This window comes from Rheinheimera oceanensis (assembly GCF_018831085.1).
GTDB lineage: Bacteria > Pseudomonadota > Gammaproteobacteria > Enterobacterales > Alteromonadaceae > Alishewanella > Alishewanella oceanensis.
Map to the genome: position 1 here is coordinate 274,962 of NZ_JAGPNM010000005.1, position 23,303 is coordinate 298,264.

Annotated in this window: 16 protein-coding genes; 13 read left to right on the forward strand and 3 right to left on the reverse strand. The window is 47.2% G+C overall.

The window, feature by feature from the left end; genetic code table 11:
* The first annotated feature begins 7 nt into the window (after positions 1-7).
* Genes J3B89_RS13190 through J3B89_RS13200 form a run of 3 tightly spaced genes read left to right on the forward strand, consistent with a single transcriptional unit; the run spans position 8 to position 2,875 of the window.
* A complete protein-coding gene (locus J3B89_RS13190) occupies positions 8-910 on the forward strand; it encodes a glycosyltransferase (protein ID WP_215398064.1) in 903 nt (300 codons plus the stop codon).
* Complete coding sequence (locus J3B89_RS13195; RefSeq protein ID WP_215398065.1) at positions 910-2,190, forward strand: O-antigen ligase family protein; 1,281 nt, start codon at positions 910-912, stop codon at positions 2,188-2,190. The genes J3B89_RS13190 and J3B89_RS13195 overlap by 1 nt, the downstream gene beginning before the upstream one ends.
* Positions 2,174-2,875 (forward strand): YdcF family protein, encoded by a 702-nt coding sequence (locus J3B89_RS13200; protein ID WP_215398066.1) that lies wholly within the window; start codon positions 2,174-2,176, stop codon positions 2,873-2,875. The genes J3B89_RS13195 and J3B89_RS13200 overlap by 17 nt, the downstream gene beginning before the upstream one ends.
* Here the strand turns inward: J3B89_RS13200 and J3B89_RS21505 are convergent.
* Positions 2,872-3,999 carry a PAS domain-containing protein gene (locus J3B89_RS21505; protein ID WP_215398067.1) on the reverse strand — a complete coding sequence of 376 codons (1,128 nt, stop codon included), beginning with the start codon at positions 3,997-3,999 and terminating at the stop codon, positions 2,872-2,874. The genes J3B89_RS13200 and J3B89_RS21505 overlap by 4 nt on opposite strands.
* A gap of 224 nt (positions 4,000-4,223) precedes the next feature.
* On the opposite strand from J3B89_RS21505, the gene J3B89_RS13210 reads away from it, so the two are divergent.
* The 8 genes from J3B89_RS13210 (at position 4,224) to J3B89_RS13245 (ending at position 19,318) form a co-directional block, all read left to right on the forward strand.
* Positions 4,224-5,189, forward strand: a complete 966-nt coding sequence (locus J3B89_RS13210) for a response regulator (protein WP_215398068.1) — start codon at positions 4,224-4,226, stop codon at positions 5,187-5,189.
* On the forward strand, positions 5,182-5,574 hold the full coding sequence (locus tag J3B89_RS13215) for an Hpt domain-containing protein (RefSeq protein ID WP_215398069.1): 393 nt from the start codon (positions 5,182-5,184) through the stop codon (positions 5,572-5,574). The genes J3B89_RS13210 and J3B89_RS13215 overlap by 8 nt, the downstream gene beginning before the upstream one ends.
* Complete coding sequence (locus J3B89_RS13220) at positions 5,567-5,941, forward strand: response regulator (RefSeq protein ID WP_215398070.1); 375 nt, start codon at positions 5,567-5,569, stop codon at positions 5,939-5,941. The genes J3B89_RS13215 and J3B89_RS13220 overlap by 8 nt, the downstream gene beginning before the upstream one ends.
* Complete coding sequence (locus tag J3B89_RS13225; protein WP_215398071.1) at positions 5,938-10,794, forward strand: EAL domain-containing protein; 4,857 nt, start codon at positions 5,938-5,940, stop codon at positions 10,792-10,794. The genes J3B89_RS13220 and J3B89_RS13225 overlap by 4 nt, the downstream gene beginning before the upstream one ends.
* Positions 10,791-11,630: an ATP-binding protein gene (locus tag J3B89_RS13230; RefSeq protein WP_215398072.1), complete on the forward strand. Its 840-nt coding sequence runs from the start codon at positions 10,791-10,793 to the stop codon at positions 11,628-11,630. Before J3B89_RS13225 ends, J3B89_RS13230 begins: the two co-directional genes overlap by 4 nt.
* Positions 11,631-11,646: 16 nt before the next feature.
* Positions 11,647-13,452, forward strand: a complete 1,806-nt coding sequence (locus J3B89_RS13235) for an ABC transporter transmembrane domain-containing protein (protein WP_251372401.1) — start codon at positions 11,647-11,649, stop codon at positions 13,450-13,452.
* Positions 13,453-13,467: 15 nt separating this feature from the next.
* On the forward strand, positions 13,468-14,223 hold the full coding sequence (moeB, locus tag J3B89_RS13240; protein ID WP_285895613.1) for a molybdopterin-synthase adenylyltransferase MoeB: 756 nt from the start codon (positions 13,468-13,470) through the stop codon (positions 14,221-14,223).
* Between the two features lie 418 nt (positions 14,224-14,641).
* Positions 14,642-19,318, forward strand: a complete 4,677-nt coding sequence (locus J3B89_RS13245; protein ID WP_215398073.1) for an NACHT domain-containing protein — start codon at positions 14,642-14,644, stop codon at positions 19,316-19,318.
* Between the two features lie 56 nt (positions 19,319-19,374).
* Here J3B89_RS13245 and J3B89_RS13250 read toward each other — a convergent pair whose 3' ends face one another.
* Entirely contained in the window at positions 19,375-20,286 is a 912-nt protein-coding gene (locus tag J3B89_RS13250) for a LysR family transcriptional regulator (RefSeq protein WP_215398074.1), read from the reverse strand.
* Positions 20,287-20,386: 100 nt separating this feature from the next.
* Here J3B89_RS13250 and J3B89_RS13255 point away from each other — a divergent pair, with 100 nt between their 5' ends.
* Entirely contained in the window at positions 20,387-21,028 is a 642-nt protein-coding gene (locus J3B89_RS13255; protein WP_215768300.1) for an NAD(P)-dependent oxidoreductase, read from the forward strand.
* A gap of 143 nt (positions 21,029-21,171) precedes the next feature.
* Here J3B89_RS13255 and J3B89_RS13260 read toward each other — a convergent pair whose 3' ends face one another.
* On the reverse strand, positions 21,172-22,107 hold the full coding sequence (locus J3B89_RS13260; RefSeq protein WP_215398076.1) for a sodium-dependent bicarbonate transport family permease: 936 nt from the start codon (positions 22,105-22,107) through the stop codon (positions 21,172-21,174).
* 118 nt (positions 22,108-22,225) lie between these two features.
* Between J3B89_RS13260 and J3B89_RS13265 the strand changes: the two genes are divergently transcribed.
* Complete coding sequence (locus J3B89_RS13265; RefSeq protein WP_215398077.1) at positions 22,226-23,167, forward strand: LysR family transcriptional regulator; 942 nt, start codon at positions 22,226-22,228, stop codon at positions 23,165-23,167.
* The last annotated feature ends 136 nt before the right edge of the window (positions 23,168-23,303 follow it).

Below are 23,303 nucleotides of genomic sequence, written 5' to 3' on the forward strand. Positions count from 1 at the left end.
AGTTAAGATGGAAAAACAACAGCAGTTACCGCTAATCAGTGTTTATATGCCCACTTTTAACCGGGTGAATATGGCTATTCGTGCCATTGAGTCGGTGTTGGCGCAGGACTACAGCAATATAGAGTTGCTGGTAGTAGACGATGCCTCAACCGATGACACCTGGCATGTGTTAACTAATAAATACATGAATGATGAACGGGTAAGGTTTTTTCGCCAAAGCCGTGGCCAGGGTGCCTGTGCGGCCCGTAACCGGGCAATATCTGAAGCGAAGGGCGATTTTGTTACCGGTATTGACGACGACGATGAGTTTTTGCCACATCGTTTAAGCAGCCTGTATAACGCTTATGACGACCAATACAGCTGTGTTTGCTCGGGTTATATCTGGGATTACGGCACAGTGCAGAAAAAGCTGTTTGCCAGCCGCAACGTAGTGGCTTTACCAGAGCTGCTGGATTTACATACTTTATCTAACCAGGCACTGGTGCGGCGTGAGCGTATGCTGGAACTGGGTGGGTTTGATATCGGCCTGGCTGCGTTTCAGGATTATGACATGTGGGTGCGGGTGGTGCAGGCTTATGGCCCGGCACTACGTATTGCCGATGCCAGTTACAAAGTTAATGTGGGCCATGAACTGGGCCGTATTACCAACTCCCCCAAGCGGCTGGATGCGCATAAACAGTTTGTTGCCAAGCACCGGGTACATATGAGTGAGCGTAATCTGCAAAATCAGATGTTTTACCGCCAGAGCATGGAGCAAATACCGTTAACATTGCTCGGGCTTATAAGTAGTTGCCGTTATGGCCTGGTAAAACTGAAATGGCGCTATTACCTGAAACATAAATTAGGTGCACTCAGCCGTTGGCGCATTAAGGTGTTCAGCAAAGGCCTGGCCGGACTATTTAAAAAATAATGTCGTTTGCTACGCTAACTTCTCCGTTGCAGCAGCATAGTGACAAACTGCTGTGCTGGCTTATTCCGCTGTTTTTGCTGGTAGATTGCATTAACGGCGCTTTACTGCAGCTACATGGCTTCAGCTATGGCTTATCGGTGTTTTATAAGCTGTTATTGCTGCTGCTAATGGCCCTGGTTTTGCTGGTGCAACAACCTAAGCTTGTGCTGGGCCTGTTGCTGTTACTGCTATTAATGCTATTGGGGCCTGCGCTGCAGTGGCCGGTTTTAGCGCAGCGCTGGCTGCTGGCAGATATCCAACTGGCCATTAAAGCCTTAAGTCCGCTGCTGGCTTTTGCCTACCTGGTGTCTTTGCTGCAACGTTCACCTACCGCAGCGCAAGTGTTGTTTAAGCACACCCTGATCATCAGTGCTCTGGTGTTGCTGCTAAATGCCGTGGCCGGTTTAGCCGGGTTTGGTTTTACCGCTTATCAGCCACTTGACGGTGTGGCGCAGTCTTTTTTAGGTATTAAAGGCTTTTTTTATTCCACCAATGAATTGTCGGCTGTACTGCTGGTGCTAAGTTGTGCTTTGCTGGTGCTTTGCTGGCCCCGGCACAAACTGGCGTACCTGGGTATCAGTGCTACTGCTTTGGTTATTGCAGTGCTGCTGCTGACTAAAACCGGTTTATTTGGTGTGTTGCTGCTGGTGCTGTTTATTCCGTTGCTAATGCAGCCGCCTGGCTTTTGGCAGCGCCAGCGCAAAGTACTGTATTGGCTGGTGCTGGCAATGGGGCTGGTGCTGCTGGCCGTGCTGTTTAACGGCGAAAGCCTGTTAAAGCTGCTGGGTATTTACGACAAGCTGAGTTTTGTTTACCAGCAGCGCGGTATCAGTGGCATTTTGTTGTCATCACGTGATTATTATGCCGGGCGTATCTGGCAAACCACTGCTGAACACTACAGCGACTGGCAACGTATGCTGGGTGTTGGCCAGGGTGGGGTAGCCTTGTACCTGAAAAAATACTTTGCCGAGCTTGACTGGTTTGATCTATTGGTATTTCACGGTGTCGCGGGTTTACTGGCGTTTGTGCTGTGCTTCGCTGTGTTTTTCCGCCGTAGCTGGCAACTGCGGGCCAATGGTGCCGGGCGCAGTCTGTTGTTATTGAATCTGCTGTTATTGCTGGTATCGTCAGTTGCCGGGCATATTTTAACTTCTGGTATGCTGTGGTTGCCGTGGGCACTGTGCAATGCACTACTGGTGCACCAGCATCAGTTAAGGAGTAAAGATGAAAGATATTCTTGAACCCTTTATGTTTCCGCATAACCTTATGTTGTTTGGCTTGCTGCTGGCCTGTATTGTGTACCGCAAAAAAGGCCTGTGGTTGCTGCTGGCGTTTTATTATCTGGCCGGTAACAGTTTTGTGGCAAATCAGGTAAGGCATTGGTATGCCAGCCATACCAGCAGCTACAACATAGCGGCCAATAGTAGTGTGGTGGTGCTGGGCTGTGGTGGCTCCCAAACGGCAATACCTGCCTGTGCTAAATCGCGCCTGCAGCAATTGGCACAACTGATGCCGGATGCGGGCAGCGTTATTATAACCACTCAATACTGCAAACCTTACGTTGATTACCTGTTGAGTGTGGCTAATAACCTGGCCATTGACTGTTTTTATGGCGGGGACAATACCTACAAAGAATTTAATAGTTTAGCGGGCAGGCAGTTAAAACCGGATTATATTGTAACCAGCGATTTTCATGCCTGGCGGGTGAAGCAGCTAACCCTGCACCATGGTTTTAGCAGCCAGGTTGTTGCTACCTCCAGCCAGACGTTTCGCCGGGTAAATTGTGGTGTGAACTGTCTGCTAACTGTAAACCTGACTAACTTCGACTTTTACAGCAAGCTAACTGCAGAGTTTGTCAGTTATGCTGTTTTTGTACTTACCCGCAGTTGGACAAGCTGGTATCAGCCTGCGGAGCCTGTCAGTTAATTTAGCCAGGCGGTGTTGCGTTTTTTGCTTGCTGCTGTTAATGCCATCGATGAGCCGAGCCATTTCTGTATCACGCCATCACTATCATATTCTGCTACGGCTTTGGTTAAATGCCAGATATAGCTGCCATCATGGCGGCGTATGCGACACTCAATGCTGTAGGGATCACCGGTCTGCACACAGTGTTGCCAGTGCAGCATCAGTTGCTGCTGATCATCAGGGTGCACCAAATCCAGCCAGTTTTCTACCAGTTGGCTGGCAGCCATGCCGGTAAAAGCCGCTAATGTCTGATTTACAAAGCTGACATTACCATTGCGATCCGCAGTCCAGACAACAATAGGCAGACTGTCGGCCCACTGCTTAAAACGCTGTTGCTCCTGAGCAAGGCGCATGGTGATCTGATGGGCAGAGTTAATATCCTGCACGATACCTTGCATCGTGGTTTCAGTGGGGGCAGAAGCATAAGCGATTATTCTTACCCAATGCTCGGTTTTACCTTCTGGCAGACAAGGGCATTCAATATCGAAAGGTTGTTGTTGCTCCAGATAATCGCTCAGTAGCTGTTGTATTGCGGCCTGATAAGGCGGCCGAAATAAACCGCTGAACTGGCTTAGGGTAAAGCGTGACTTACTGGCATTTGGCAGTAAAGCTTTTGCTTCTTCTGACAGGCGTACCATGCTGGTATGGGTATCAAGCGTCCAGCGGGCAAATTTAGTTAGCTTGTTTGCTAACTGAAGTTGCTGCTTTTGCATTTCCATATCGGCGCGCTGCTTGTTTTGCTGGCGCTGCAGATAAATAACGGCACGCATTTGCAGAAAAATAAGCAGCAGGCAAATACAGGCTCCAGCGCGGTTTGCCAGCACAAAAATAAACGAAAACCCCTCAGGCGCAGCGGGCGACATTAATACACCCAGCCAAATAAGTATGATGGCTGCAAAAAAAATAATATGAAGCAAGCGCAGTTTGTTGGTAAGGCTGGCCAGTAAAAGTAAAGGGGCATATAAAAAGCCGTGGGCAAAACCAAGCTGAGTTTGGCTGTCAGCTGCAAAAATAAGTAATAACAGCAGATAAATCAGGTAAGCTGCATTCTCGTTCTCGCGCAGTTGCTGGATCCAATGGCTCACGGCTTGCTCCTTGCCAATATACGTGTGTTAATTATGGTACAGAAGTTATTGGGTTAGAAATTATTTGTACGCAAATGCTGTTTTCTTGTGATGCGAAATATACTCTGTTGCTACCTAAGCAGTAACTTTTCTGTTATATGCCTATACTGAACCCAATCAAGTTAATGATTCTAATCTAACTTTTATCAATTACACACATTGTGCCAGATAGTATGTAGGAACTTATGTTACTAAAAAACTTTAACGTACTGGTGGTAGACGACGTAGTGCTTATGTGCGACTTCCTCTATGGTGTAGCCAAGAAAGTGCCGGGTTGTTATGCATTTAAAGCACTGGATGGTAAAACTGCGGCCGAAACGTTGGAAAATGAAGCGATCGATCTGTTAATTACTGATATTGAAATGAAAGGCCCCACCGGGCTGGAGTTAATATATCGGGTGAGATCAGGCAGTTTTGCCAGCACGTCGCATGATATTCCGATCATTATATTTTCAGGCAATGCTTATCTGGAGTTAATCCAGCAAAGTATCAGTTATGACGTTAATGATTTTCTGGCTAAGCCAATTACCGCCGATCAGTTGATACGCAAAATACAGCATCATCTGCAAACAGAAAAGCAGATTAAAAGTGCTGCGCATTATCTGGCATTAAACAGTGATTTTTCTGCTAAAACCACCGTACCAGATGAAAACCGCAAAGTCAGTGTGGCAATAGTGCGTGAGTTAAACCCTAAGGCGGAAGCTGAGGCTGTCGATACCGACACTTCAGGTAAGAAAGCAGATGAAAAGGATTTTCTGTTCTGGCCCGAGCATGCCACCACTGGCTATTTTCAGATTGATCGGCGCTTACGTAACTTTGCTTTTAATATCAGTTGTTTTCACAATGTATTTGTTGGCAACTGTAAGCCGGTAGCAATTGAGAGTGAACGCAAAAGAGCCTGCGAAGCCTGTGATTATCTGTTTCATATTGCGAAAAATATCAGGCACAAAGAGCGCCGCCAGCAATTTTGGTTGTTGTTTAATCAACGACTGGAAAAATTAAAACCCTTAGCGGCAGAGCTAAACAGTGTCAACATTAAACACCATAGCCAGGTGCTGTTATTGTTGAAACGGCTGTCTTACTGGTGGATGCAAACCTGTAACCGGCCAATTATTCAGAAAAACGATGACGACGGAGCTGAACATGGCTGATACAGCCACATTGCCGGTACTGGATCTTAACATGCTGATTGCTATGTACGGTGATGGCAGTGCCGAAACGATTATATTGGCATTATCCGGTTTTCGCCGGGAAGCTGCCCATTATGTACAACAGTTGCAGGATGCCGGACAGCATAATGTCACAACAGATAATGCGCTGGCAGATACGGCGCGCTTGTGTCACAGCCTGAAAAGCATGTGTGGGTTGGTCGGGGCTGCAAAACTGATGCAGTTGTGTATGATACTTGAGCAGGCCGCCCGGCAACATGACCTGACAACCCTGCAAAGCGAACGACTAAAATTAGCTGAAGTATGGCCAGAACTGTTATCCCAGCTTGATCTTATCTTGCTGCAACACGGCTATGTTGATGTGTAATATCCTGTTTATTGATGATGACGCATTTATTCTCAGTGCCTATCAGCGCATGCTGCGCGGTTCTGTTTATCAAGGTTTTTATTTACAACAGCCGGCGTTGTTGTGGCAACAGGCTTACCTGAGCTCACTAACAATAGTACTGGCTGATCAGCAAATGCCGGGTATAACAGGTTCCCAGCTACTGCTAAAGTTACAACTGGATTACCCTGAGATTAAGCGTGTATTGATCAGCGGTGACCTCACTTTAGCAATAAAACAGCTTGTACCAGAGCTGATACTGGATGCCGCTTTGCCAAAACCCTGTAGCAAAGTGGCATTACTGGACTGTTTACAACGCCTGAGTGGAGGGCTTACAGCAACTACATGACAAACAGTCAGCTTCGCATCAGTAACGTTATATGGCTTAGTGTATTTTATAGCAGCAGCCTGGTGCTATTGTTTGCTGCCTTACTGGTATTATGCGGTACGCTGCTGCATAGCGACGCCAGGGTATACCGCTTTGTTTTATTGCCTGACACTGCTTTAGCACTGGTTGGCGCAGTGCTGTTACTGTGGGCCGTAATCAGTAAAAAGCCGGCTTTGGTGTTAGCAGCAATGTTGATTGTTGCCGTAGTCGCCTGCGCTGGCTTACTGTGGTATCAGGCCGATGTTGGTGCTGCTGCGTTAAGCTGGCAAAGTGATGAAGCCAGGATGCCGCCACTGCAAAGCATAGTGCTGTTGGTGTTTTGTTTTGTCTGGTCCGGTTGGTTTTTGCAGCAAACATCGCGCTGGGATCGTGTTTTCAAAAGCTTACGACTGCTCTTTAATCTGTTTTTAGTTGGCTTAAGTTTCAGCATGTTACTGGTTCAGCCTGGTTTTATCTCTGGTACCCCACTTAACCTTGGCATGTTACCTGGCTCTGGTGCGATGCTCAGTTTAAGTGCTGCGGCTTCTGTTCATACTGCCGTATATTTACTGTTACTGGCTGCAGCCAGTTTCACTGCGCCCTATGTTAAAACCCGGCCATCGGCACAACAATTGCGCAGCAGCGGATGGTTATTGGTGTGTTTTATTGCCCTGGCATCCGCGTTGCTGTGGTTGAATTTTGCCCATCAGTTACAACAAAAAGCAGAGCAGGTTTCGATACAAATCGCAGATAAATTACAGCTTAATGTTAACCAGATGATATCGGAGCAGCGGGGCTTAATGTACCGTTTAGCTGAAAGAATAAACGCGGCCGAGCATGAACTTAGCCAAGCTTATTTCCGCGCCGAAATTCACAGTTATCTGCGTGACTACCCCTACATGGATTACCTTGCTGTACAGGCAGTTGATGGCTCCTTACTGTATGCCAATGCCCAGAAAAACACTGAGCTAGCCTGGTTTAACCGTTATCTGCAGCAACGGCCAGATTTACAGCCACAGCACCTTGCCGGGTTGTCGCAGCCTGTTTTGGTGCTGCACTATGATACCGTTATAGATCATGCGTTTATCCTTGCTGCATTGGCACCAGTTAACCGGGCTGGTGTGGCTCAGGTGGTTGCCAGCGTTGATTTTGCTAAGGCGCTGCGCCAGGCATTGCCTGAGTTAATGACAGAAGGTTACTTTGTGCAATTGCAGCAAACTGCGCAAAACCTGGTTTACAATTCGGTGGCTACAGCACCTGATGCTACCAAAGTTGGCCAGTTTGCTATTGAGCTGATGCCTGGGTTTTCGTGGCAACTAAGGGTGTATACCAACCTTAATGCTGATGCCAAAACCATGTTGTTAACGGCAGAAGTAGTGCTGCTGGCTGGGTGGTTAACTACATTGCTGGTGATGTTAAGCCAGAAATACTATCAACAAAGCCAGCGCCATCGTATGCGCTTGCTTGCTGGTAACGATAAACTGCGGCACAGCCTGAACAGACAACAGCAGTTACAACTGCAGCAGCAACAGATAATGGAAAACTCCGCCGATGTCATTTGTATTGTTGATGATGCCGGCCGTTATATTGAGCTGAGTGAATCCTGCGAAACCGTGTTTGGTTACCCACGCCAGGAGTTGCTGCAGCGGCGTTATATCGATTTTGTTCATCCGGAAGATAAAACGCGCACTGAAGCGGAGGCTGCGCGCATACAGCCGGGTGGGCAAAATAGTAACTTTCGTAACCGGCATTTGCGTAAAGATGGCTCTACGGTTCATTTAATGTGGTCCTCCCGTTATGTGGCTGCGGCCAAAACGCTGTATGCCATAGCCAGAGACATCAGCGAACTGGTTAAGGTTGAACAATACCAGCAGGCGCAGCAAGACATACTGAAGATGATCTCAACCGAGCAGGCGCTGCCACAGATCTTACAGCGTATTTGCCTGATGGCAGAGCAGCAAAGCAGTGTGGTGCTGGCAGCAGTGATGTTAAAACAGGGCGAACAGCTGCAGTTGGCTGCCGCTCCTTCTTTGCATGACAGCTTTGCTGCTAGGCTGAATACTTTGTCTGTGGCAGATAATGCCGGTAGCTGCGGCGCGGCAGCGTATCAGAAGAGCCTGGTTATGGTGCCGTCAATTGCCGACGATAAAAACTGCCGTGTTTATGCTGAGGCAGCCCAGGCGCAAGGGGTACTGGCCTGCTGGTCAATGCCGATGGTATCGGCGCAGGATGAGGTTGCCGGTACTTTTGCGTTGTATTGCAGTGAAGCAAGAATGGCACATAAAGATGAACTGGAGTTGATGATCAGCTGTAGCCGTTTTGCCGCCCTGGCAATAGAGCGTGCGGCGCATACCCGCCTGTTGCAGCAAAGTGAACAGCGTTTTCGCTCGCTGTATGAGTTGAACCCCGATCCGGTGTACATCATTAACCCAGAAGGCTACTTTGTCGATATGAACCAGGCGGGCTGTAAGCTACTGCAGTACAGCCGTGCTGAGGTAGCAACCATGCACTATGACCGGGTAATGCTGCCGGAGCATTTACCCTTGGTAAACCGCTATTTTGCCAGTGTTCTTTCAGGCAATGGTGAACGCTTTGAGGCAAGTATTGTTACCCGTAATGGCCGACAGGTGGAGCTGGATATCTCCATTATACCCAGTTGGCAGGACGGCAAGATTATTGGTGTTATTGGTGTATCAAAGAATATTTCCGAACGGGTGCAGGCGCAGAATCAGCTGCGGCTGTTTAAGCGCGCGGTAGATGCAACCTCTAACGGGGTAATTATCGCCGATATTCTGCAGCCAGATATGCCAATTATTTATGTTAACAGTGCTTTTGAGAAACTTACCGGTTATAGCTCAGCTGAGGTTATTGGCCGCAACTGCCGGTTTTTACAGGGTAAAGAGCGGGATCTGCTGGCAACGAAGCAAATACGAGATGCCATTGCCAAACGTCAGGAACTCTCAGTGGTGCTAAGAAACTTCCGCAAAGATAACCGTGCGTTTTGGAACAAACTGTTTTTGGCGCCGGTGCCGGATGAGCGCGGCGATATCAGCCATTATATCGGCATTCAGGCCGATATTAGTGCACAAAAGCAATATGAGCAGGAGCTGGCTTACAATGCGGCTCATGATCTGTTAACCGGCTTACCTAACCGTGCGTTATTAAAAGATCGTCTGACGCAGAGTTATCAGATAAGCCAGCGAAATCAACAGAAAGTGGCTATTTTGTTTATCGATTTGGATGGCTTTAAATTAATTAATGACAGCCTTGGTCATTTAAATGGCGACGAGGTGCTCAAACAAAGCAGTATGCGTATTGCATCCTGTATTCGCCCTGGCGACACCCTGGCCAGAATTGGCGGGGACGAATTTGTGTTGATGCTGACTGATCTGAGTTCAGCAGATGAGGTTGCGCCGGTAACAGAACGTATTCTGGCGGTAGTGGCGCAGCCACTTAATATTGCCGGCCAGGAGCTGCATATTACAGCCAGTATCGGTATCAGTTTGTCGGACAATGAGCAGTCCGAGCCGATGCAGATGGTGCAACAGGCTGACTTAGCAATGTATCGTGCCAAGCAGTTGGGCCGCAACAACTACCAGTGGTATAGCGCTGATTTGGATGTTGCCCTGAGCAAACAGCTTAATTTGCGGGCACAACTAAAAAAAGCCATCACAAATCAAGAGTTCGAGCTGTATTATCAGCCACAAATTGATGCCATCAGCGGCGATATCATAGGGCTGGAAGCGCTGCTGCGCTGGCCGGATAAGCAGCGGGGTTTTATCAGTCCGGACGAATTTATTCCGCTGGCAGAGGAAACCGGTGAAATAGTGCCGCTGAGCAATTGGGTACTGGACAACGCCAGCCGTTATAATCAGTCGTTAATTGAGCGGGGTATTGCGTCGGTGGTGATGGCGGTAAATGTGTCATCTATTCAGTTTCAGCGCAGTAATTTTGTTGAGCATCTGCAGCAGACCTTAGCCGCCAGCGGTCTGGAGCCGGACAGATTTGAAATTGAGCTGACAGAATCGGTGCTGTTGGATAATACTGAACAGGTGAGCCTGAAATTGCAGCAACTGCGCCAGATTGGTGTGAAAATTTCAATTGATGATTTTGGTACCGGTTATTCCAGTTTAAATTATCTTAAGCGCTTACCGATGGATAAACTGAAGATTGACCGCAGTTTTATCCAGGATATTGTGACTGACAAGCGCGATGCGGCTATCAGCCGAGCCATTATCGCTATGGCTCATCATCTGGACATCAGGGTTATTGCTGAAGGCGTGGAAAATGAAGCCCAGGTAGCGCTGCTGCGTAAAAGCCTGTGTGATGAATATCAGGGCTATTACTTTGCCAAACCGATGCCTGCGGCTCAACTTGAATTGTTTATACAGCAGTACCCAAGGAACAGGCAGATCCGGCCGGAATCTGTCAGCAATCAGCAAACTATTTTGCTGGTGGATGATGAAGAAAATATTCTCAGTGCCCTGACACGGGTGCTGCGCCGCGATGCTTATCGAGTGCTTACATGCACCAGCGCCAAGCAGGCATTTGATATTCTGGCACTGAATCAGGTGCAGGTGATTTTGTCAGATCAGCGCATGCCGGGTATTAGCGGTACTGAGTTCTTTAGCCAGGTGAAAGATATGTACCCCGACACCATTCGTATTGTGTTGTCCGGCTATACCGATTTGCGTTCTGTCACCGAGGCAATAAACAAAGGCGCTATTTATAAATTTATGACCAAACCCTGGCAGGATGACGAATTGCGTAGCGAAATCAAGCAGGCGTTTGCAAAGTATCAGCAGCAGGTCAACAGCAAAACGGGGCAACCATGAGCCGGCGCGATGATGACAACGAGGCAAAAATAGTACGTTTGGAAGCGCAATTGCAGATATTAAAACAGCAATTGCTGCAATCAGAAAAGCTGGCATCTTTAGGCCAATTAGCAGCTGGAGTGGCGCACGAAATTAATAACCCTATTGGTTATGTGTCGTCGAATATGAAAATGCTGGCAGAATATTCCGACAGTTTAATTAATCTGGTGAAACTGCTTAGCCTGCAGGTTGATGAAGCGCAGCGTCTGCCGCTGCTGGCACAGTTTGATTTTGACTATGTCTGTGCCGATTTACCCAAGCTGGTGCAGGAGTCTGAGCAGGGCTTAAACCGGGTGGTGGATATTATTCACGACTTAAAAGATTTCTCTCATATTGAAGAAGCTGAATTTGTTGAGGCTGATTTACATCAGGGCATTCAGTCAACCCTTAATTTGGTGGCGAATGAACTGAAGTACAAAGCTGATGTAGTAAAAGACTTTGCTGAGTTGCCTTCGGTGCACTGCATTCCGTCACAGCTGAATCAGGTATTGCTTAACCTGCTGATAAATGCCGCTCATGCAATTGAACAGCATGGTACTATCTGTATAAGTACCGGTTGTGATGACAACTGGGTTTGGTTTAGCGTTCGTGACAATGGCAAAGGCATGGACCCGGTACAGCTAGGCCGTATTTTTGAACCGTTTTATACGACTAAACCCAAAGGCCAGGGCACTGGCCTGGGTTTGCCGTTGTCCCGCAGCATTGTCGAGAAACATCAGGGCATGCTCGAAGTTAGCAGTACGCCTGGGGTTGGCAGTTGTTTTACCGTTAAATTGCCGCGCCAGCCACAACTTTAATTACTAAGAATACACAATGACTGATAAAACCTCACAGCTTGCCGTGTCGCCAAATTTGCCTGTGTCAGCCAACGTAGCAGTGCCGCCATCTATGGCTGTACTGCCTTGGGTAGGCAGCTTTTTAAAGCCTTATCGTAAGCGGGTATTGCTGGCGATATTGTTTTTACTGATTGGCTCACTTAGCTGGCTGGCGCTGGGGCAGGGTGTGCGCCTGTTGGTAGACGACGGCTTTGTTGCCAATAACAATGCCCGGCTAAATCAGATCACGCTGGGAATTTTGCTGCTGTGCATGTTGTCTTCTGCAGCGGTGTTTTGCCGTTTTTATTTGATGACCTGGCTCGGTGAGCGGGTAAGTGCTGATATCCGCAACCGTGTGTACCAGCATATGCTGAAGTTGTCGCCGTCATTCTATAGTGAAATGCGTACCGGTGAGGTTATTTCCCGTTTTACTGCCGATACCACCTTATTGCAAAGTGTTGTGGGCTCAAGTTTGTCGATGGCGCTGCGCTCAGCAGTAACGGCCATTGGCGGTTTGCTGATGATGGCACTAACCAGCTTCAAAATGACCGGATTAGTATTGCTGGCAGTACCGCTGGTATTACTGCCGATTATTGTACTTGGCCGCAAAGTGCGTAAGTTATCCCGCGCCAGCCAGGACCGCCTGGCCGACGTGGGCGCTTATGTAGATGAAAGCCTGCATGAAATTCATACCGTGCAGTCTTATGGCCATGAGCCGCGCGATAAACAATTGTTTGCCGACAGAATTGAGCTGGTAATGCAGTCAGCCAGACGGCGTATCTTCTACCGTGCTTTACTGATTGCAGCCGTGATGCTGCTGAGTATTAGCGCTATGGTGCTGATCAGCTGGGTAGGCGCGCGTGATGTGATGGCCGGGCTTGTCAGTGCCGGTGAACTTACGGCCTTTATGTTTTATGCCGTAATGGTGGCAGGCAGCGCGGCAACAATCAGTGAAGTAACCGGCGATATTCAGCGCGCAGCCGGTGCCACAGAACGTTTGATTGAACTGGCAACGGCACCGGTTGAAATAGCCTCACCGACAGCGCCACAAGCGCTTCGGGCACCGGTTGCGGGTGCGCTTAGCCTGCGCCAGCTTAGCTTTGCCTACCCGCAGGTAGCAGATAAAACGGTACTGCATCAACTTGATATTGAAATACAGCCCGGCGAACGTATTGCGCTGGTAGGGCCAAGTGGGGCCGGTAAAACAACGTTGTTTCAGCTGTTACAGCGCTTTTACCAGCCGACTGCCGGGCAGATACTGCTGGATGGCACTGATATCAGCCAGATAGATTTAACCCAGCTGCGCGCCCAGTTTGCTCTGGTGCCACAAGAGTCGGTTATTTTTGCCAGTTCAGTGCTGGAAAATGTGCGTTATGGCAGGCCAGATGCCACAGAGCAAGAGGTAATAAACGCCTGCATTGCCGCGCGCGCAGATGGTTTTATTAACCAGTTCAGTGATGGTTATGCCACCCAGTTAGGTGAACGCGGCGTGCGGTTGTCCGGCGGCCAAAAACAGCGTATTGCTATTGCCCGGGCTATTTTAGCCGACAGGCCCGTGTTGTTGCTGGATGAAGCAACCAGCTCACTGGATGCCCTAAGCGAGCAACAGGTACAACAGGCGCTGGATAATTTAATGCAGGGTAAAACTACACTGATTATTGCCCACCGGCTGGCTACAGTACTTAATGCTGACCGCATTCTGTTGCTGGAGCACGGCCGGCTGATTGCCAGCGGCACCCACCAGCAGTTGCTGTTATCAAGCCCGTTATATAAGCAACTGGCCGAGCTGCAGTTGCTAAATTAATATCAGGAGCAAGCCTTGGCTAAAGAGCTGACTACTGTACAAGCTATGCGCTACAGCAGGCATTTAATGCTGCCGCAACTGGATATTGACGGCCAGGAAGCGCTGCTTAATGCTTCGGTGCTGGTAGTGGGCATGGGCGGGCTGGGTTGTGCTGCCGCGCCTTATTTAGTGGCCAGTGGTGTTGGCGGGTTAACGCTGGCAGATCACGATACTATCGACAGCAGCAACCTGCAGCGGCAAATACTGTACCGCGAGGTTGATATTGGCCACAGCAAAGTGCAACAAGCCGCAGCAAGTTTGCGCCAGTTAAACTCAGACGTCACCATCAGCACTTTACCGCAGCGCTTAAGCTCCGCACATTTAGCGCAATTGGTGCCACAGCATTCACTGGTGCTGGATTGCAGCGATAATTTAGCTACCCGCAACGCTATTAACGCTGCCTGTGTTAACGCCAAAGTGCCGCTGGTGTCGGGGGCTGCTATTCGCTTTGAAGGCCAGGTGGCAAGTTTTAGCATGCAGGGTGAAAGTGCCTGTTATCACTGTTTAAGCCAACTGTTTGGCGAGCAACAGCTCAGCTGCATGGAGGCCGGTGTGTTAAGCCCGGTGGTGGGGGTTATCGGAGCAATGCAAGCGCTGGAAGCGGTAAAAATAATAACCGGTGTGGGTACACCGTTGTACGGTAAGTTGCAGCTGCTTGACGCATTAACAGCTGGCTGGCGGCAGTTTAGCTTAGATAAAGATCCGCTTTGCAGTGTTTGCGGCGCCAAATAGCGTGATACAAAGTTTTTGGGCTTTCTATACCAACTGAAAAATACATACATCACCTCGCAGATGCAACAAGCTAAATACCTGCCGATTTCCAACTCTGTAACGATTATACGCGCAGCTATACACAGCAATGTACAAAGTGATGTGTAGCCGTGGCAGGCAGTAAATCTTTGGTATACCAGCGGCGATGTTAGTTTGATATCGCTGCACTATCTGTGCTGCTGTCAACAGCTAAAATTAGTTATCTGACAATGAACAGATAGGATATTTAATCAGATACTCTGGATAAACGCTCTGATAGTTTTAAGCATAAATATGTTAGGGCGCCAGAATTATATTGAATTACGTATATCGGACTTGTTTATATTCACTCTCTCCCACATTTATATATTACGGTCAATTCATTTTTTTGAGGGAGCACATGGCATTAGAAGCTGGCGGTTACGCCGAAAAACTCGGAAATAGGTATGAAGCGAACTGGATCGCATACCAGCTTCTAAGACTGCTGGATGAGAAAATTCTTTCTGTAACTGTTGAACCTCTCGGCGATGATGAGGTGGGAACCGACGTAATTATAGAGAACAAAGATACAAGTCTGGAACATCATCAATGTAAAGTCGGAGTGGGAAATGCTGAATATTGGTCAATTAATCTATTAGCTGAAAAGGATATTATTAGACACGCTGCCAAACAGATATTTAGGGAGGGACGTGAGTTTCAGGTAGTTTCTCCATTAGCATCAAAGCAGCTGTCCGATTTACGAGATTCTGCGATTAATAGTCCTTCCGATATAGAACAATTCTACCAGTACCAAATCAAAACAAGTAAAGAACGGACGAGAGCTTTTCATGATCTTTGCAAGCATCTTGAACTGGAAACTTCAAATTCAACTGATTTAAGTAAAGCAAGAGATTTCTTAAAGAGATTTTTGGTCACACAATATGCAATTGATCGGTTTTCCGAAGACCAGCTTAACGATGTCGCCAGTAGATTATTTGCCGGTGAGCCAAAGAAGCTAGTGAGCTTTTTGAAGCATTATGCAGATAATCAAAACAAATTGCGGTCAAAAATTACATCCAGCCAACTAATTCATGATTTAAAAGAAGTAGGGTTTGAGCCAAAATTGCACTTAGGTGATGGAAGAGTTGTATCAGTTCTTAGAACCCTAAACATGAGCTTTGAGGAGTCCATAACACCCTATCTGATATCAGACTCTGTAATACCTCGACCTGAATTAAATGAGATCCTCGAATCTACCGACCTAAATGCAGTTACGCTGCTAATGGCAGAAGCAGGAATGGGCAAGAGTGCATTGCTGTTCGAGCTTTATAAAAAGCTCGAATCAACTGATAATGTGGTTCTGGCTATTAGACTGGATAGAGTAAAGTTAGAACATAGCGCTGATAACTTGGGTAAATCTCTGGGGTTTGCGTTTTCTCCTGCGCATACATTAGCAAAGTATGCTGGTGACAAAAAAATAGTACTGATTTTAGACCAATTGGATGCGATTCGCTGGACATCAGCTCATTCAGATAATGCACTTTTTGTATGTAAGGAGTTAGTTAGACACGTTATCGACTTGCGAAGAGAAGGGACTAATATTTGTATAGTATTTGCCTCCAGAGATTTTGATATTAGCGAAGATGTTGCTCTAAATTCCTGGCTCAACTCTATTAGCAATCAGTTAAGCAAAGTTAGTATTTCAAAACTACCAGATTCGGCTGTTGCTGATTTGGTAAACCAATACGAGAATTTCAGTACATTACCAGAAAGCAAAAAGCAAACATTAAAGATACCTTTGTGGTTGAGCATATATTTATCAATTGCGAAATCCGGCGGAGCAGCCCCTGATTTCACAAATAAATTGGAGTTAGTAAAACGTTATTGGGGTGACAGAATAGCAGAAGCTGGCAGGGTAGTTGATGAGCATCAGGTGCAGCAACTCATAAGCGAATTGCTCCAGTTGATGATGAAAAAGTCCAGATTCTCCATCGCTGAAAGTTCACTAAACAACGTTTCCCTTCCTACATTGCAAGCCCTAAAGTCTGTAGGTTTGTTAACGAGTCAGAATAAGCAGATTAGTTTTAGACATCAGGCTCTTTTTGACTATCAAGTTGGCATTAGATTGTTCAAAGCCGCACTAGATTCTCAGCAGACGCTACTTGAGGAAATTGGTGACTTTTCACAACAGACACTTACCCGGCGAGAACATCTAAAATATGCATTAAGTATGTTGCTTGCAGAAAGTCAGAAAAGTTACTGTGATACAGTAGACTTACTTCTGAAAAGTGAAAATATACGATTTCACTTAAAATATCTTGCGTTTAACTCGTTAAAAGAACTAAAGCCACTGAAAAGTCCAGGCAAGAAACTAATTGATGAGATTGTAGCTTCTAACACCTTGTTACCGTATTTCATTTCAATTACGTGTTTTGGTAACTCTGAAATCGTTCGATATTTGACTGAAAAAGGATTTTTATATCATTGGTTAAAAACATCTGATGACGAGTTCATCGGAAAAATAATAAGGATTTTGCAATCTGTTGCTGATAAAGATCCTGATATAGTTCTTAAAACGATTCAGCCATTTATCGGTATATCAGAAAACTGGAACAAAAATGCTTATGGTGCATTGTGCTGGGATATCGAAATGGATTCAGATGACATGTTTGATATTCGAAAACATCTCTTAAACTTGGGTTGTAATGCTGGTTTTATCAATTGGAAAGCGCTGGCAAGCCAAAAACCGCAGAGAGCATTAGAGCTGCTGGAAATGTTGTTGGAGCGCTACAGGGAAGTGTTAGGGACTCCAGGATATCTATCTGATTCTAAAGTAACGAAGATGTCTGAGCGAGACACTTTCTATGAATCTGATCTTGAATGGCTTGATAAAGTAGCAGACAAAATTCCACAGCAAGCACTTGCTCTACTATTAGCCAAAATTAATTCAATAGCTAATACGCAGGATGAAGAGGCATCCCAGCAAATTTGGCTTTGTAGAGACAGGTATTCTTACTATGACGGACCGGAGAGCATCACGCACTGCACATTTACAATCATCGAAAAAGCAGGAGAAAGGCTAACTGAACAGATAGAAGTGTTTAAAGAAACACTTGCTCCTTATATGAGTTCAATTCATCCAGTAATTAATTATTTATTAGCCAAATTGTTGGCGAATTTCCCTGTAAATGAAGCAGACACTGTTATTGCGTGGCTGCTAAACGTGCCTCAAAAAAAGTTGAGTTGTGGCAATCCTTATTTCGAGCCCGCATGGAAACTTCCCGGTGTTCTTATTGGTAAATTTTCACCTTATTGCTCTCATAAACTATTTGAGCAGCTTGAAGAAACAATATATAGATTTTTCTCTGTAAGACCACATGATCAATACAAGTGGCGGCTTGAAGCTCGACGAAGAGGTATGTATTACCCATATTGGGGGGAGTTACAGCATTTCCTCCTGCCAAGTCTTGCAAAAAATAGAGTGTCAGCCAAGTCACTGCAATTAATTCAAGTACTTGATAGAAAGTTTGCAAAATATACTGACAGTGATTTTTGTTATGCTTATAGAAGCAAAGGTGGTATGGTCACTTCGCCCTTGCCCTTGGGTAACTTATTGTCAAACGCTTCATGGAGAAAAATTATACTCTGTGCTCCAGAGAAAAGTAATAGAGGGACATGGAGACAAGTAGGAAAAGATGTAGTTCAAGAATCAAGTATCGAACAGTTTGCGCGCAGCCTTGAACATGCCGTTGTCAACCAACCTGAAAGGTTTGCTCGTTTTGTATTGACCCTCCCAAAAAGCATAGAATCCGAATATATAGAATGGATTTACTATGGCCTTTCTAATAAAGATAAAAACAAAGTACATGAATCTTACCGGGAAGGATGGGAGCAATGTCCAACGCATCTGTTAGAGCAGGTCATCAGCCACTTTGGAGCTGAAGGTTTTGAGTATCAAGTTGTGAGGATATATCAAAATCGGATTGCTGATCCAGGGTGGTCGGAAAATTCAATTACCTCTCTCATCAACATTTCAAAATATGCCAAAGACCCGGAACTGGGAACGCTCAATGTTAAAATATCGGGTGCAGAAGAAGATCTAAGCTTAATAGATGTCCGCTCGTTAGCTGCCAATGCTATAAACTGTTGTAGAGGCGTAGCCTATAGTGCTATCGGGACTCTGTATTGGAAAGACGAGAAGTATGCGAACCAATTAGCATTGTCTTTGGATGATGCAATCAGAGACCCTCATCCAGCAGTTAAGTATTCAGCTTTAAATTTGTTACTACCATTATTCAATTACAATAGGCCATTGTCTCACCAGAAATTTTTGGAGCTTTGCAAAGAAGATATCCGCATGTCATGTGCTGAAGGAAGTCACTACTTCTTTAATGATGGATTCGCTGAGGAAAGTAGTTTCAGGGAAGACTATGTCGCGCTTGTATCCAGAATGCAGAATTCATTACTTGATGATGTATTAAAGGAGGCAGGAAAGCAAATACTTGCTCGTTGGTTTTTCTATGACATGTTTTTGAGTGAGATAGAAAATTTCAGTAACTGGAAGTTTCCAATGCGCAGTGGTGCTGCTAGTGTGGTTAACCAATTTTTACTTGAAAATAGATACAATAGCGAAATTATAAAAATACTCCCGATATATAGAGCGCTGGCCAATGATAATGAGAAGGAAATGCTGGAAAAAATTGGGCGCAGTGTTAACAGTGAAAAATTCTGGGTACGATTAGATACTAAGCATTTTATCAACGTGCTATTTCAATCAAATGCTGCTGTTTACAGCCTTTGGCAAATCTTTCATTCTATGGATGAGTATTGTGATCGAGTATTAGACTACTCAGAACAACTGCTATTGCTGATAAAAAATGTTGTTAACTCGACTGTAGTAACTAAGAACCAGAGACACTATGGCCTCAGAGAGTCAGACTTAGTTAAAGTTTTACAACGACTTTATGAGGAAGCTTCTGATGATGAAAATAATGATGCCATAAATCAGTGTCTTGATATCTGGGATTATCTGTTAAGCGCAGGCGTGTATTCAGCCATGAGCGCTACCGAGAAAATAGACAACGGTTTGCTACATTAATGCGTAGTGCTTACTAAGGGGAGGATTTAATAAACACAAGTGGCTTTGCCGCCTCACTAAACCAACTGCTGATACTGCTGCAAAAAATCGACAAAAGCAGTTACCCGTGCCGGGCGGAAGCGGCCTGGTGGATATACCGCGTAAATACCGCCTTGTGCTAAGTGCCAGTTTGGCAGTAGCCGGATTAACTGGCCGCTGCTTACCAGATCGCGGGCGCTGTAGTCGGGCAGTATGCCCATACCGGCACCGGCCAGCATCAGTGCAGTAATGGTTTGGGTAGAACTGGTTTTAAGCGGTGCCTGTAAATACTGGCTTTGCTGCTCTGTGACGCCGGTGTGCGGATTAGTTTGGCTAAAGCTCCACTGCTGCGGCTGGTTAAGCGGGGTAAAGGCAATAAAACGCATAGCGGCTAAATCGGCCGGGTGTTGCGGTATGCCAGCTTGTGCCAGATAGGCCGGGGCGGCCAGTAGCCATTGCTCAAAGCTGCCGAGTTTACGGGCATGCTGGCCGGAGTCTTTTAACCAGCCGGCACGAATAGCTAAATCAATACCTTCTTTGATCAGATCTTTCACCTGATCGCTGCTACGAAACTCAACCTCCAGCGCCGGATGCTGTGCCATAAAAGCCACCACAGCAGGGGCCAGAATGCGGTTGCTGTAATCTTCCGGCGCGCTTAACACCAGCTTGCCCTGTAATACCTTGTTACTGCTTTGCAATTGTTGCAACGCTTGTTGCAGCTCGTCGAGCAGTGGCAGGCAGTCGCGCAGCAACTGCTCACCGGCGTGGGTTAAGCTAAGCTGGCGCGTGGTGCGGCGAAACAGCGCCACGCCCAGTTTTTGCTCCAGCGCTTTTAACTGCAGGCTAATGGTAGTTTTACTGCAGCCCAGTTGTTCGGCCGCCGCGGTAAAGCTGCCGGCCTGTTGTAAACGCTGCACCAGTTGCAGGCTGTTTAAATCGGCGTGATCCATTGGTATTGTTTTAAATTATTAAACAGTGATTTTAATATTAAGCTATTTTTCTATGTTAATCGAGCAATGATAATGGCGCAGGTTTTCAATTGAGGAATAGATGATGGAATTAGTCATTTTAGGAGCATCAGGCTTTATTGGTTCGGCCATTACCACAGAAGCATTAGCACGCGGCCATCAGGTAACAGCGGTGGTAAGCAGACCGGAACGGGTAGACGTTAAAGCAGGTTTAACAGTGGTGGGGCTGGATATTAACGACACTACGGCGTTAACGGAATTATTGCGTAGCAAAGCCATAGTGATCAGCGCCTTTAGCGGCCACGCGCAGCAAGACGTAAAGGGTTATTATTTAAAGGCGTTTAATTCAGTATTTACGGCGGCAACAGCAGCTAAAGTAGGCCGTTTGCTGGTAGTGGGTGGTGCGGCAACCTTATTGCTCCCCGATGGCAGCCGCTTATTGGATAGCCCTGACTTTCCGGCAGAATACCGCGCTACGGCCGAAGGTGCGGCTGAGGTATTGCAGCAATTACGTGAACAAAACACACTGAGCTGGAGCTTTTTATCACCGGCGGCAGAGATTTTCCCCGGCGATAAAATCGGCAGCTTCCGGCTGGGGTTAGATAATTTACTCACCGATAGCGCAGGCAAAAGCCGTATCTCTAACGGCGATTATGCCGCAGCTATGTTGGATGAAGTTGAGCAGCCGCAGCATATAAACCGCCGTTTTACCCTGGCGTACTGATTAGCCAATAAAACGACAGATGGCTGGTGCACATTATTGAGCAGTGCGCTCCATCGCTATTGCCTTGACCTTGTCATCATAATAAGGTTTATGCTGCTACGCGTGTGATACCGCAGGAGCAGCGATGAATATTGGTCAAGGCCTTAAACGGCTAGCGCCGTGATCCAGCTTAAATACAGCGGCAGGCCAATTAACACGTTAAGCGGGAACGTTAACCCAAGTGCTGCCAGCAGTGCCAGACCAATATCGGCATCCGGTATGGCGGCGCGGATAGCTGCCGGCGCTGCTATATAAGACGCGCTGGCCATTAATGCCGCCAATACCAGCACACTACCGCTGCTTAGCCCCAGCAGCATGCCCAGGCCAATACCTACCCAGGCCAGCACAAAGGGCGCCAGCAGGGCAAACAGCATTAACCGCCATTGCTTAACCGGCAACGGCGTACACACTTTGGCAGTGCACAGGCCCATCTCCAGCAAAAACAGCGCCAGCAGGGTGTTAAAGCCGCCCAGCAGCACCGGGGTAATGTTGGCTAAGCCGTCATGGCCATACAGCCAGCCAATTAACAAGCCACCGCCCAGCAGCAACACACCGCGGCTGGTAAGGGCTTCATGTAATATGGCCAGTGAGCTGGCCTTGCTGCCGTTAACGTAGCGATATAACCACAGCATGGTAACAATTGCCGGCAATTCCAGCAGCACCAGGTACAGCGTAGTTTGTGGTTGCATAGGTAAGTTATGTTGCATCGCCAGTGCCATGACTACGGCAAAGGTACCTGCACTGACCGAGCCATAGTGCGCCGCTACGCTGGCCGCATTGGCACTGCTGAGGCGCACCAGTTTACGCAGCAGCGGGTACAACACCAGCGGTAGTGCCACGCCGGTGGCAGCAATTAAACCAAGTTCGGGCAATATCGGCCGCAGCGGCACGCCATGTAGCGCCATACCGCCTTTTAACCCCAGGGTTAGCATCAATAAAATCGACAGGGTTTCGTAAATTGGCAGCGGGACTTTTAAATCCGATTTTACCAGCCCGGCCAACAGGCCCAGGGCAAAAAACGCAATAACAACATCAGGCATGGCAGTGCTCCTTGAAAACAAACCGGCGCAGTTTGCCGAAAAAAAACCATATTGACTAATTAATAGTTTAATTGTGATATATAGATGTTTATCTATATGTTATGGCAGACACGACAGAATGGACGTAAGGCAACTCAGTTTCCGGTTATTGCAGGTGTATATTAAAGTGGTGCAGGCGGGAGGTATTTCGGCTGCTGCACGTGAATTACATTTAACCCAGCCTACGGTTTCGCTGCAGCTGAAAAAGCTGTCAGAGGTGGTAAAAGAGCCGTTATTGCATAGCAACCATAGCGGCCTGCAGCCCACTGCTGCCGGCCAGGCACTGTATCAGGCTGCCTGCGATGTGCTAAGCAGGTTTGATGATTTAAACAGCGAGTTAAATGAGCTTAGCCAGGGCCGGCGTGGCAGTTTAAACATAGCGGTGGTAAATACCGCGCAGTATTTAATGCCGCGTATTCTGGCGCCGTTTTACCGGCGTTTTCCGCAGATTGAAGTCACCCTGCATATTGGCAACCGTGCGCAGATTTTAAGCCGCTTTGAGCAGCAGCAAGACGATATTTACCTGTTCAGCCATCCACCGGGTGGTGAGCATGTGCTGGCTACGCCAATAGTGAAAAACCCGCTGCAGCTTATAGCGCCTTCAGATCACTGGGCAGTGGGCTGGCAGCAACTGAGTTTTACACAGCTAAAACAAGAGCGGTTTTTACTGCGCGAACCCGGCAGTGCCACAAGGATGATGTTTGAAGCCTGGCTAAGCAGCCAGGGCATACAGCTTAGCCACAGTATGCAGATTGAAAGTAACGAAGCTATCCGTTTAAGTGTAGCGGCGGGGATGGGCTTGTCGGTTATTTCCGGCCATACCCTGCTGGAAGGGCGGGAGAAACTGGCCGTGCTGGATGTGGCCGGTTTTCCGCTGAACAGCCATTGGTATCTGGTGCGCAACGCCGATAAGCGCTTATCTTACGCGGCGCAGTCGTTAATGCAGTTTATTGCTGCGTATTTGCCCGATTGCATTGAAGCAGACTGGCTGTTAGACAAGCTGAAGATATATACCCAATGAATTTCAAGATGCACGTAGGCGGCAAGTGAGCGAGTCCCCATGAGCATAGCAACACTATGTGATTGGGGTGAGTGAGCGCAGCCAACACCCGTGCATCTTGAAAGACGAAGGGTATAAAGCCGGTGCTGTAGCTCAG